General features: G+C 70.7%; 7 protein-coding genes. 6 read left to right on the forward strand and 1 reads right to left on the reverse strand.

What is annotated here, in order from left to right:
- Positions 1-19: 19 nt before the first annotated feature.
- The 6 genes from ACH4S9_RS32550 to ACH4S9_RS32575 are packed head-to-tail and all read left to right on the forward strand — an operon-like array spanning position 20 to position 11121.
- On the forward strand, positions 20-676 hold the full coding sequence (locus ACH4S9_RS32550; RefSeq protein ID WP_311724118.1) for a ThuA domain-containing protein: 657 nt from the start codon (positions 20-22) through the stop codon (positions 674-676).
- Complete coding sequence (locus tag ACH4S9_RS32555; protein WP_398375118.1) at positions 661-1758, forward strand: Gfo/Idh/MocA family protein; 1098 nt, start codon at positions 661-663, stop codon at positions 1756-1758. The genes ACH4S9_RS32550 and ACH4S9_RS32555 overlap by 16 nt, the downstream gene beginning before the upstream one ends.
- Positions 1759-1810: 52 nt before the next feature.
- A complete protein-coding gene (locus ACH4S9_RS32560) occupies positions 1811-4843 on the forward strand; it encodes an alpha-mannosidase (protein WP_398375120.1) in 3033 nt (1010 codons plus the stop codon).
- On the forward strand, positions 4840-6816 hold the full coding sequence (locus ACH4S9_RS32565) for a DUF2264 domain-containing protein (RefSeq protein ID WP_385338117.1): 1977 nt from the start codon (positions 4840-4842) through the stop codon (positions 6814-6816). Before ACH4S9_RS32560 ends, ACH4S9_RS32565 begins: the two co-directional genes overlap by 4 nt.
- Entirely contained in the window at positions 6809-9913 is a 3105-nt protein-coding gene (locus tag ACH4S9_RS32570; protein WP_398375122.1) for an alpha-mannosidase, read from the forward strand. The genes ACH4S9_RS32565 and ACH4S9_RS32570 overlap by 8 nt, the downstream gene beginning before the upstream one ends.
- A 59-nt stretch (positions 9914-9972) precedes the next feature.
- Positions 9973-11121, forward strand: coding sequence for an ROK family transcriptional regulator (locus tag ACH4S9_RS32575; RefSeq protein WP_398375224.1), 1149 nt, complete (start codon positions 9973-9975; stop codon positions 11119-11121).
- Positions 11122-11230: 109 nt separating this feature from the next.
- On the opposite strand, the gene ACH4S9_RS32580 is transcribed toward ACH4S9_RS32575, so the two are convergent.
- On the reverse strand, positions 11231-13048 hold the full coding sequence (locus tag ACH4S9_RS32580) for a coagulation factor 5/8 type domain-containing protein (RefSeq protein WP_398375123.1): 1818 nt from the start codon (positions 13046-13048) through the stop codon (positions 11231-11233).
- Between the last annotated feature and the right edge of the window lie 129 nt (positions 13049-13177).

The raw sequence follows: 13177 nt of genomic DNA on the forward strand, positions 1-13177 counted from the left end.
ATGGGAGCGTGTCATTACCTTGACCAGCGACATCCGGCGGGCGCTCGTCGTCCGTGGCGGCTGGGACGGGCATCAGCCCGTGACGATCAGCGACAGCTTCGTACCGTTTCTCAAGGACCGCGGATTCACTGTGGAAACCTCCGAGGACCTCGCCGTGTACGAGGACGGGGAGCGCTTGGCCGCGACCGACCTGATCGTGCAGTGCTGGACGATGGGGACCATCACCCGCGAGCAGAGCGAAAACCTCGCCGTGGCGGTGCGCGCGGGCACCGGCCTCGCCGGCTGGCACGGCGGCATTGTCGACTGCTTCCACGACCACGGCTACCACCTGCTGACCGGCGGCAAGTTCGTGATGCACCCGCCGGGCTTCCACGACCACACCGTGCGCCTGCTGCCCGAGCGAGCCGACCATCCCGTCATCGAAGGCCTCGACGACTTCACCGTGCACACCGAGCAGTACTGGGTGCTCACCGACCCGCATATCGACGTCCTCGCCACCACCACCTTCGCGGCCGACGAACTGCGGGACCGGCCCGCGGTGATGCCCGCCGTGTGGACCAGGACCTGGGGCGCGGGCCGGGTCTTCGTCTCGACCATCGGGCACAAGCCCGACGACTTCGACGTGCCCGAGGTGCGCACGCTGACCGAAAGGGGACTGCTGTGGGCGAGCCGCTGAAGCCTTTGAACATCGGCATCGTGGGCGCGGGAAAGATCAGCGGCGCCTACCTCGCGACGCTGGAGCGGCTGACCTCGCTGCGGCTGACCGCCGTCACCGACCTCGACCGCGGCCGCGCCCGGGCCGTTGCGGAGCAGGGCACGGGCGGGGGAGAACCGGCCGTCGCGGAGTCCGTGGCCGACCTGGTGGCCCGGGACGACGTGGACGCCGTGCTCAACCTGACGATCCCGGCCGCGCACGCCGAGGTCGCCCTCGCGGCGCTCGGCGCGGGCAAGCATGTGTACGGCGAGAAGCCCCTGGCGGCCAACCGCAAGGAGGCCGACGCCGTGCTGGAGGCGGCGCGCATGTCAGGCCTGCGGGTCGGCTGCGCGCCCGACACGGTCCTCGGCACCGGAACCCAGACGGCGCGCAAGGCGGTGGACGACGGCCTGATCGGCGCGCCGGTCGCGGCCACCGCGTTCATGACCACCGCGGGCCATGAGAAGTGGCATCCGGACCCGGAGTTCTACTACCAGCCGGGTGGCGGCCCACTGCTCGACATGGGGCCCTACTACCTGTCGGCCCTGGTCCACCTGCTCGGCCCGGTGGTCAGGGTGACCGGCGCCTCCTCCCGACCGCGCGCACAGCGCACGATCGGCAGCGGCCCGCGCGCCGGACACACCTTCCCGGTGGAGGTGGACACCCACATCACCGGCGTCCTGGAGCACGCGGGTGGAGCCCTGTCCACGCTCGTGATGAGCTTCGACATCCACGCAGCGCGGCTGCCGCGCATCGAGGTCCACGGCACCGAAGCCTCGCTGTCCCTGCCCGACCCGAACGGCTTCGACGGCGCCGTCGAGATCCACCGCGGAGACGGCTGGAAGATGCTGCCCGTCTCCGCCGGCTACCCGGACGCGGGACGCGGCGTGGGCCTCGCCGACCTGGCCGATGCGCTGTCGGCCGGACGACCGCACCGGGCGTCGGCCGAACTCGCCGCACACGTCCTGGACATCATGCTCACCCTCATGGACGCGGCGGCCCAGGGCCGAGCGCTCCAGGTGACCAGCTCCTGCGAGCGCCCCGCTCCGGTGGACGGTCGCTGAACGACACCCGCACCACCTCTCGCCCGCTCGCAGCAACAGGGAGACCCCTTTCATGCACGACGACCGGAAGCTGGTCGAAGCACGCCTGGAACGCGTCCTCAGAGAGCGCATCCGGCCGGCCGTCCACCCCCTCACGACACCCCTCGCCGTGGAGATCTGGTCCACCCCCGGAGAACCCGTGCCGGTGGCCGAGGGCCTTGCGGCACCCACCCGCCCCATCGCCCCCGGCACCCCGTGGGGAACGCCGTGGGGGACGAGCTGGTTCAAGGTCACCGGGACGGTCCCCGCCGAGTGGGCGGGCCGCACCGTCGAGGCCGTCCTCGACCTCGGATTCACCCCGCGCACCCCGGGTTTCCAGTGTGAGGGCCTCGTCCACGCCCCCGACGGCACCCCGGTCAAGGGACTCCACCCGCGCAACAACCACGTCGGCGTCGGCTCGCCCGTGTCCGGCGGCGAGCGGATCCACTGGCGCATCGAGGCGGCCTCCAACCCGGACCTCGACGCGAGCGGCGTCCCGTTCCAGCCGACACCGATGGGCGACAAGGCCACCGCCGGTGACGCACCCCAGTACGTGCTCGGCGAGATGCGGCTGGCCGTCTTCGACGAGACGGTCTGGAACCTGGCCATGGACCTGGAGGTGCTCGGGGAACTGATGGCGGAACTTCCCGTCGACGGGGCCCGCCGCTGGGAGATCCTGCGCGCGGTCGGCCGCGCCCTGGACGCCGTCGACCTCCAGGACGTCAACGGTACGGCGCAGGCCGCACGGGACGAACTGGCCGGTGTGCTCGCCGCGCCCGCCGTCCCCGCGGCCCACCGCGTCAGTGCCGTCGGCCACGCCCACATCGACTCCGCGTGGCTGTGGCCGCTGCGCGAGACGGTTCGCAAGGTCGCCCGCACGGCGTCGAACATGACGCAACTCATCGAGGACGAGCCCGAGTTCATCTTCGCCATGTCCCAGGCGCAGCAGTTCGCCTGGATCAAGGAGCACCGGCCCGAGGTGTACGCCCGGGTCAAGAAGGCCGTCGCCGACGGGCGGTTCGTACCCGTCGGCGGGATGTGGGTCGAGTCCGACACCAACATGCCCGGGTCGGAGGCGATGGCCCGCCAGTTCGTCCACGGCAAGCGCTTCTTCCTCGAAGAGTTCGGTATCGAGAGCGACGAGGCGTGGCTGCCCGACACGTTCGGCTTCGCGGCCGGCCTGCCGCAGATCATCAAAGCCGCGGGCTCGACACGCCTGCTCACCCAGAAGATCTCGTGGAGCCGCACCAACACGTTCCCGCACCACACCTTCTTCTGGGAGGGCATCGACGGCACCCGCATCTTCACGCACTTCCCGCCCGTCGACTCGTACAACTGCGAGATGACGGGCCGCCAGCTGGCCCATGCCGCGAAGAATTTCAAGGAGAAGGGTGTCGCCACGCACTCCCTCGCGCCGACCGGCTATGGCGACGGCGGAGGCGGCACCACGCGCGAGATGGTCGCCAAGGCGGCCCGGATGCGAAGCCTGGAGGGCGCCGCGGCCGTCGTGTGGGAGACCCCCGCCACCTTCTTCAGCAAGGCCGAGGCCGAATACCCGAACCCGCCCGTCTGGGTCGGCGAGCTCTACCTCGAGCTGCACCGCGCCACCCTCACCAGCCAGGCGCAGACGAAGCGCGGCAACCGGCGCAGCGAGTCCCTCCTGTACGAGGCGGAGCTGTGGGCCGCGACGGCGACGGTGCGCCGCAGTTTCCCGTATCCGTACGAAGAGCTGGACCGGATCTGGAAGACGGTGCTGCTGCACCAGTTCCACGACATCCTGCCGGGTTCGTCCATCGCATGGGTGCACCGAGAGGCACGCGAGACCTATGCGCGCCTCGCCGCGGAACTCGAGGGCATCATCGCGGATGCGCAGCGCGCGCTGGCCGGTGATCCATCGGGAGGCACCGAGATCGTCTTCAACTCAGCTCCCCACAACCGCCGTTCGGTCCCCGCCCGGGGAGCCTCCGCACAGGCCACGGACGGGGACGGTGTTACTCCTGTCCCGCGTGACGGGGGCGGCTACGTCCTGGACAACGGCTTGCTCCGGGTCGAGATCGACGGGCGGGGCCTGGTGGTCTCCGTCTACGACCGCATCGGCGACCGGGAGGTGATCGCTCCGGGGCAGGCGGCCAACCTGCTTCAGCTGCACCCCGACTTTCCCAACCAGTGGGACGCCTGGGACGTGGACGCCTTCTACCGCAACGTCGGAAGCGACCTCACCGAGGCAGCCGACGTACGTGTCGACGGCGGCGCGGTGCGGATTGAGCGGGTCTTCGGGCGCTCCAAGGCGGTTCAGCTGCTGTCCGTTCCTGCCGACGCGAAGCGGCTCGACATCGACACCGAGGTCGACTGGCACGAGACGGAGAAGTTCCTGAAGCTGGCGTTCCCGCTGGATGTGAAGGCCGACCGGTACGCCTCCGAGACGCAGTTCGGCCATGTGTACCGTCCCACCCACCAGAACACGAGCTGGGAGTGGGCCAGATTCGAGGCCTGCAACCACCGCTTCGTCCATGTCGAGGAGCCGGGCTGGGGCGTGGCGCTCGTCAACGACGCGACGTACGGCCACGACGTGACCCGCGCCGTCCGTACGGGTGCCGACGCGGGTACGACGACCACGGTGCGGGCCTCGCTGCTGCGCGCGCCTCGCTACCCGGACCCGGAGACCGATCAGGGTGTGCACCGATTCCATCACGCGCTCGCGCCGGGTGCGACGATCGGTGACGCCGTCCGCGAGGGCCACCGGGCCAACCTGCCCGAGCGCCGGATCACCGGAACCGCCGAAGCGGTCGCGCCTCTGGTCGCCGTGGACAACGACGCCGTGGTGGTCAGCGCGGTGAAGCTGGCCGACGACCGCAGCGGCGACCTCGTCGTCCGCCTCTACGAGGCGCACGGCGGCCGCGCCCGTGCCATCGTCCGCATCGACGGCTTCGCCATCGAACGCGCTGCTCCGACGGATCTGCTGGAGCGGCCGCTCCCGGACGCCGGGCCACCGACACACGCCGACGGCGGCGTCGTGCTCGCACTGCGACCGTTCCAGATGGTGACCCTGCGCCTGCCGCGGTCATGAATCGCACCCCAGCCGAGGACCGTGCCCACTGGGAGCGGACCGCAGACCAGCTGCTGCTCGCCGTCCGGCCCTACGCCACCCACGAGCACGCCCTGATCGACCTGCCCGGCGTGCCGAGCGCGAACGGTGCGCACAGCGACGGACTCGAAGGCTTCGCCCGCACCTTCCTGCTGGCCGGCTTCCGGCTCGCGGGAGGGGGCGGGAACGATCCGCACGACATCGCCGGGTGGTACGCGCGGGGCCTGGCCGCCGGCACCGACCCGGAGAACCCGGAGCGCTGGCCCACGTTCACCGAGTGCAACCAGGCCAAGGTCGAGGCCGCGTCCATCGCGCTCGCGCTGCACGAGACGCGGCCGTTGATCTGGGACCGGCTCGACGACCAGGTGCGGCAGCGGGTCCTCGACTGGCTCGCCCCGATGGTCGGCGACCCGATGCCCGGCAACAACTGGATCTGGTTCCAGGGCATCACCGAGGCATTCGCCCGCACGGTCGGCGGTCAGTGGCGGCAACAGGACCTGGACCGGATCATCGCCCTGACGGACGGCTGGTACGCGGGCGACGGCTGGTACTCCGACGGCCTCACCGGCGGCGCCCACCGCAACTTCGACCACTACAACGGCTGGGCCATGCACCTGTACCCGTTGTGGTTCTGCCGCATCCTCGGCGATGCGGCACCCGGCGGACTCCTCGACCGCTACCGGGCCCGGCTGCACCGCTTCCTGGCGGACCAGCGCCTCCTGATCGGCGCCAACGGCTCACCGCTCATCCAGGGCCGCTCCCTTACGTACCGCCACGCCGCGCTCGCCTCGCTGTGGACCGGCGCCCTGTTCGACGCGACGCCACTGGCACCGGGGGAGACCCGGGCACTGGCGAACCGTATGCTCCACCACTTCACCGACCACGGCGCCATGGACGAGCGGGGACTGCTCACGCTCGGCTGGCACCGGCCCTACCGCGGCATCCTCCAGGCGTACTCGGGACCCGCGTCCCCGTACTGGGCGAGCAAGGGCTTCATCGGTCTCGCTCTGCCGCCGGACCACCCGGTGTGGACCGAGGATGAGGCACAACTCGCCATAGATCAGGGCAACGTCACACGCGCCCTGCCCGCGCCCGGCTGGCTGGTCTCCGGTACGGCCGCCGACGGTGTCGTACGAGTCGTCAACCACGGCGGCGACCACGCCGACCCGGCTCGGCCCCATGCCGACGACCCCTGCTACGCCCGGTTCGCCTACTCGACACACACGGCACCCGAGACCCCCGGCGACCCCACGGCCGGTCCGGGCGCCTGCGCGGACACCGGCCCGCTCGACAACGCGGTCGTGCTCCTCGACGCGGCGGGCCGTGCCTCGCACCGCCGCCCGGCGACCAGGATCTCCATGGCCGGTGCCACAGCCGTCTCGCGCTCGCGCGCGCACTGGCCACAGGACGCGACGTGGGACCCGTTCGGCGGGCCCGATACCCCTTACGTGCTCGGTCCCTGGGTCACCGTCGGTTCCGCGTTGCGCGGGTCGATCGAGGTACGGGCCGTGCGCGTCGACCCCGCCGCCGGGGATGAGCCGACCGGTCATGTGCTGCGGATCGGCGGATGGTCCCTCGCTGTCGATCCGCAGGGCGCGCCGTGCGCTGCGCAAGGCGCCACCGCCCGCGTAGCAGGCGTCGACGGGCTGGTCTCCTCTCTCATCGGAGCACACGGGTTGTCCGCCGCGTCCGTAGTGCCGGGAGCCGACAGCAACGCGCTGGGCGCCGCATCCGCCACCCCCGTCGTGCGGACCGACGGCCCGGTCGCCCACGGCACCCTCCACGTCGCCCTCGTTCACCTCGGCGGTTCGGATCCCGACTCCCTGCCGCGGGTCACCACCCGTGCCGAGGGGACCACCCTGGTCGCGGACGTGACCTGGGCCGACGGCGCACGGGACGCCATTCGACTGCCCGCCGCTGAAAAAGAGGCATGGAAGGACCAGCTCCGTGCATGACGACCGCCGGATCATCGAGACACGGATCCGCAAACTGCTGGACCGTGTGATCCGCCCCGCCCTCTACAGCTCCGTATGCCCGCTCACCCTGAGCGCCTGGCTCGTCGAAGGCGAACCGGTCCCCGCGGCCGACGCCCTGCGCGCCGACTACGAGCCCTTCACCCTCGGCTCCACCTGGGGCGGCCCGTGGGCGACAACGTGGATGCGGGCGACTGCGGAGATACCCGAGCAGTGGACGGGGCGTCGCGTCGAGGCCGTCTTCGACCTCGACTTCGACCTCACCCGGGGGCCCGGCGGTCAGGCCGAGGGCCTGGTGCACGATGCCCACGGCACACCGATCCAGGGCCTGCACCCTTACCACCGAAGCGTGCTGCTCACCGACTCCGCCAACGGTGGCGCCCGCGTGGACCTGCTGATCGAGCTCGCCGCCAACCCGCCCATCGTGGCCAGCGCGGGTCTGCACATCCACCACGGTTCGCGCGAGACCGCCGGCGCCGAGCACATCTACCGCCTCAAGCAGGCCGAGATCGCAGTACGCGAGGACGACGTATGGCACCTCATCCACGACATCGAGGTGCTCGACGAGCTGATGCATGAGCTGCCGCTCGGCTCATCGCGGCGTCACGAGATCCGCTACGCGCTGCGCCGCGCCGCCGACACCGTCGACCCGGGCGACGTGGCGGGCACCGCGGTGCAGGCCCGCGGCCGGCTGGCCGATGTGCTGGCCCGGCCCGCACACGCCTCCGCGCACACCATCGCCGCGGTCGGCCACGCCCATATCGACTCGGCCTGGCTGTGGCCGGTCCGGGAGACCGTGCGCAAATGCGCGCGCACCTTCACCAACATGACCACCCTCGCCCAGGAGTATCCGGAGCTGATCTTCGCCTGCTCCTCGGCACAGCAGTACGCGTGGATGAAGGAACACCACCCGGATATCTTCGCCCGGATGAAGCGAGCGGTCGCCGACGGCACCTGGGTGCCTGTTGGCGGTATGTGGGTCGAGGCCGACGGGAACCTCCCCGGCGGCGAAGCGCTCGCACGCCAACTCATCTACGGGCGACGCTTCTTCGCGGAGGAGTTCGGCGTCGAGCAGAAGGGCGTATGGCTGCCCGATTCGTTCGGGTACACCGCCGCCTACCCGCAGCTCGCGAAGCTCGCGGGAGCCGAGTGGTTCCTCACCCAGAAGCTGTCCTGGAACGAGACCAACAAGCTGCCGCACCACACCTTCGCGTGGGAGGGCATCGACGGCTCGCGTATCTTCACCCACTTCCCGCCCGTCGACAGCTACGTCGCCTCCCTCACCGCAGCCGAACTCGCCCACGCCGAGAGCAACTTCCAGGACAAGGGCGTGGCGACGCGCTCGCTCGTCCCGTTCGGTTACGGCGACGGAGGTGGCGGTCCCAGCCGCTCGATGCTGGAGAGGGCCCGCCGCCTGCGCGACCTCGAAGGTTCGCCCAAGGTCGTCATCGAGGCGCCGGACGACTTCTTCGCGGCGGCACGCTCCGAACGCGACCGACTCCCCGTCTGGCGTGGCGAGCTGTACCTGGAGAACCATCGCGGCACCTACACCAGCCAGGCGCGCACCAAACGCGGCAACCGGCGCAGCGAGGCCCTGCTGCGCGAGGCCGAACTCTGGGCCGCGACCGCCGCTGTCCGGGCCGGGGCGCCGTATCCGTACGAGCGCCTGGAATCGCTGTGGCGGCGGGTCCTGCTCAACCAGTTCCACGACATCCTGCCGGGCTCGTCCATCGCCTGGGTGCACCAGCAGGCCGAGCGTGAGTACGCCGAGATCCACGCCGAGCTCGAGATGCTGATCGCCGACGCGGTCGGTCACCTGCCCGGCGCGCCCGCGCTGCTCAACGCCGGTCCCTACGCCCGTCGCGAGGTCGCCGTCGTCACCGGCGGGGAGTTCGCGGGAGCGCAGCGTCTTTTCGACGGACGCAGCGCCGTCCTCGCCGACGTCCCGCCGCTCGCCACGGGCGGCCCGGTGGACACGCACCGGGGCTCCGTGACCGCCACGGCACAGGACGCGGGCTTCATCCTCGACAACGGGGTGCTGACGGTCGTCGTGGACCGCCGCGGCCTGATCACGTCGGTGTACGACCACACGGCACAGCGCGAGGCCATCGCCCCCGGCACCGCGGGCAACCTCCTCCAGCTCCACCCCGACGACCCCAACCTGTGGTCGGCGTGGAACATCGACCCGTACTACCGCGACACCGTGCGCGACCTGGACGAGGCCGAGTCGGTGACCCTCGTGGACGAGGGACCGCTGCTCGCGTCGGTCCGGGTCGAGCGCGCCTACGGAGCGTCCCGGTTCGTCCAGCACGTCGAGGTCCCCGCCGAGTCCCGCCAGGTGATCGTCCGCAACGACATCGACTGGCAGGAGCGGGACACCGTCCTCAAGGCGGCCTGGCCGCTGGATGTGCACGCGGACCGGGAGAGCGCCGAGATCCAGTTCGGCCATGTGCAGCGCCCCACACACGAGAACACCAGCTGGGACGCGGCCCGCTTCGAACTGTGCGCGCACCGCTGGGTGCACGTCGGCGAACGGCACTGGGGTGCGGCCCTGCTGAGCGACTCGACATACGGCCACGATGTGGGCCGCGACACCCGGGAGGACGGCGGAACCACCACCACGGTCCGGCTCTCGCTGCTGCGTTCCCCGCACAGCCCCGACCCGCAGGCCGATCGCGGGCGGCACAGCTTCAGCTACGCCCTCCTCGCGGGCACCGGGATCGAGGGGGCGATCGCCGGGGGCTACGCGCTGAACCTGCCGCTGCGTCCGGCCCCGGCCTCGGCCCGCTCCCTGGCCGGACTCGACACCACGGACATCGTGGTGGAGTCGGTGAAGCTCGCGGACGACCGGAGCGGGGACGTTGTGGTCCGCCTGTACGAGGCATGCGGTGGAGCGGTCGCCGCGCGCCTGCGCGTGGGTTTCCCGCTCGCCGCGGCGTTCGACTGCGACCTGCTGGAAGTGCCGGCTCAGCAACTGACGGCCCGCCCCGACGACGAACGGGCCGTCGATCTCCGGTTCCGGCCCTTCCAGATCCGTACTCTGCGCCTGCGCCCCGACGTGGCCGAGGAGGCACATTGACGGCCAAGACGGCGAGAACCGAGAAGGCCGCCATTCGGCGCGGCACCAACCTGCCGCGCATGGGCGACTTCAACGAATCCGTGATTCTCGACGCCATCCGCCGCCACCCCACCGGCCTGAGCCGCGTGGAACTCGCACAGGCCACCGGCCTGTCCGCGCAGACCGTCTCGAACATCACCCGGCGGCTGCTCGACCAAGGTGTGGCCCGCGAATCGGGCAAGCACAACACAGGCAGCGGAAAGCCTCGCACACTTCTCGAAGCCGTCCCCACCTCCCGCTATGCTGTGGGAGTCCACCTCGACCCGGCCGTCATCAGCTGCGTCCTGGTGGACCTGCTCGGCACGGTCGTGGCCCAGCGCAGCCGGCGGACCCCGAGCGGCGGCGACACCGACGGGATCGTCGCCGACATGGCTGCCTCGGTAGGTGCGCTCGTGGCGGAAGCGTTGGTTGACACGGCAGCGGTCCTGGGTCTGGGCATCGCAGCGCCGGGGCCGATCGATGCGGCCGCCGGATGGGTCGTCGACCCGCCGGAACTGCGTGGCTGGGGCCGCTATCCGCTGCGCGACCGGCTCAGTGAGGCAACCGGATTTCCGGCCCTGCTCGACAAGGACGTCACGGCCGCCGTCGTCGCGGAGCGTTGGGCCGGGGCGGCAACCGACAGCCGCAACCTGCTCTTCTTCTACCTCGGCACCGGTTCCGGAATGGGGCTCGTGGTGGATGACACCGTGCTGCGCGGTGTGTCGGGGAACGCCGGCGAGGTCGGCGGACTGGGCGCGGCCTTTTCGACCCGGACGCTCGTCGACGAGGCCATCTCCCTGGGCGCGCTCGGAGCCGAGTTCACGGTCCGCGACCCGGCCGATGCCCAGCGCGGCCTGAAGCGGCTCGCGGAGCTCGCCGGCGAGGGGGAGGCGCAGGCGGACGGCATCATCGAGCGCCTGGGCATCCGCATCGGCCGAGGCGTGTGTGCGGCGGCGACACTCCTTGACGTCGGCACCATCGTCTTCGGCGGACCCACCTGGCAGTTGCTCGCGGACCGTCTGCTCACGACCATCGAAACGATGGTCGCCCAGTCCCCGTTCGTCAGGGCGACCCATCCGACGACGGTCCTCTCCACCACCCTGGGTGAGAACGTGGCCGCGGTGGGGGCGGCGTCCCTCGTCCTCGACCGGGCACTGTCCGCACAGCCAAGGTCCCTGCTGCTGGGCTGACTCCGCACCGTCGTCGCCGGGGGCCGGGCGGGTGCCGCGCCTCGTTCGGCTGGACGGTCCACCCGGACCCCCTGGCTCATCGGGGCCCCGGCTCGCGAGGAATCGCGGATCAGGGATATGACACCACGGTGGAGGGCACAGTGGAGGTGCCCGAGGTGGGGGAACCGGTGTCATTGATGACGCGTTCGTACTGGCCGTTGCCGCCGAGCGAGACGACCAGCAGATTGTGGAACTTCACCCCCGGCGCGTTCGGGGCGGCGAAGCCGTGGTGCTGCACGATGCTCGGGTCGACGTTGTAGTAGCAGTAGCTGCCGAGCCCCCATCCTTCGTGCGTGGTCACCGAGTCGGCCACCTTGTAGGCCGCGTAGCCCTTCAGGGAGCCGTTCTGGATGGCGGCCTGGTTCGGGGCGTCGTATGCCTTCTCGTTCTGGAAGAAGATGGTGCGGCCCCGCTGACCGAACCACTGCACGTCGTACTTGTTGAAGTGCTCCACGAACAGACCCGTGGCGAGGACGTCGTCACCGTTGACCCGGACTCCGTAGTCGGCGCGGTTGGTCTCCCAGCCGACGCCGTCTCCGTGGTCGGCGCGCCAGACCCAGGTGTGGTCGACGACGGTGTGACGGCTGTTGATCACCATGCTGGTGGTGGCCTTGCCGGGCCCCGCGCCACCGATGCGTATGAACACGTCCTGCACGGTGGTGGGGTTGGCCGAGTGGTCGGCCGAGGCCCCTTGCGGGCCGACTTCCAGCAGGGTGGCGGAGTTGACCGGTCCGGCGTCGATGAGGAAACCGGCCAGCCGGACCCCGTCGACGTCGGCGACCTTCAGTGCGGTGACACCGTTGTCGGGGATGAGGGTGGCATAGCCGAGCCCGAGGACGACAGTGTTCGCCCGGTTCACCTGGATCGGCTGGTCGAGGTGGTAGATCCCCGGGGTGAGCAGCAGCTGGAGCCCCTGGGTGAGTGCTTCGTTGAGGGTGGCCGCGGTGACGCCGGGCTTGGCCACATAGAACTGCGACAGAGGCAGCGAGGTGCCTCTGGGGGTGCCGTTGCCCCAGGTGACCCCGCGGGCGTTGGTCCGCTTCTCGGGCAGGAAGACCCGGTATTCGGTGCCGTTGAGGTACAGGAAGGGCTTCTCCCGGGAGATGGGGGTGGTGTCGATCGTGGTGTACGGCGGGTTCGGGAAGCTCTGCGCGGGCGCGCCCTCGACACCGGAGAACACCATGTTCCACACGGCGTTGAGCCAGCCGCCGACGGCGCTGTCGCGGGTGTACCACTGCTGCTGGGAGTACGGTCCCACCTGGCCGTCGATGCGGCTGTCCGCGATGTAACCGCCGCTCGCCCAGCCGTAGCCGTCGGGGGAGAGATTGAGGCCGCCGCGGACATGCATCCGCCGGAAGGGCGCGGCCTGCGCCACGGCCCAGCGGTTGGTGCCGTTGACCGGTACGAGCGCAAGGTTCTCCGCGGAACGCCAGAAGTTCTGCGTGGCATTGCCGTTGAACCACCCGGCGTCGACGGTGACATCACCGTTGATCGTCGTGTCGTCGGGGGACAGCCCCAGCCCCGCGATCGAGGTGTAGAAGCCGAGCTGGGCGTTGAGGCCCTGGTAGGTGCCGGGTTTGAACAGCAGGGCGTAGCGCCCGGTGCCGAACTGTGCCGACTCCTGCTTCTTGAACACCTCGTCCAGCTTGGCCTGGATGCCGGGCGTGGACGGGTCGAAGACGATGACGTTCGGACCGAGGTCGCCGCCGCCCGGCAGGGCGCGCGGGCTCCTGCCCCGGCCCGTGGGGGCGGCGGAGGCGGGAGCGGACAGGCCGACGAGGGCGGGGGCCGATGCGGCGGCGGCCGCAACGCCGAGGACCGCTCGACGGCCGACGGCGGGGCGGTCGGGGGAGCGGTCGGGGGAGGAATGCCTGGGGGAAGGCGTCATGGGGGCGACTCTCCTGGTTCAGTAAATGAACGAGATGGGGGGTGAGGGAGCGCTCTCTTGCCGTCGCATGCTTCATCCATGTGAACGACACGTCAAGAGTTGTGACCGTACTCCTTGTCCGTTGTTGCT

The organism is Streptomyces sp. NPDC021225, from assembly GCF_044332865.1.
In the GTDB taxonomy this organism is placed as follows: Bacteria; Actinomycetota; Actinomycetes; order Streptomycetales; family Streptomycetaceae; genus Streptomyces.

What these genes read in the sequence shown, in the direction of transcription:
- ACH4S9_RS32565 (WP_385338117.1), top strand. Translation starts at nt 4,840, where the DNA reads ATGAATCGCACCCCAGCCGAGGACCGTGCCCACTGGGAGCGGACCGCA.
- ACH4S9_RS32580 (WP_398375123.1), bottom strand. Translation starts at nt 13,048, where the DNA reads ATGACGCCTTCCCCCAGGCATTCCTCCCCCGACCGCTCCCCCGACCGC.
- ACH4S9_RS32575 (WP_398375224.1), top strand. Translation starts at nt 9,973, where the DNA reads ATGGGCGACTTCAACGAATCCGTGATTCTCGACGCCATCCGCCGCCAC.
- ACH4S9_RS32560 (WP_398375120.1), top strand. Translation starts at nt 1,811, where the DNA reads ATGCACGACGACCGGAAGCTGGTCGAAGCACGCCTGGAACGCGTCCTC.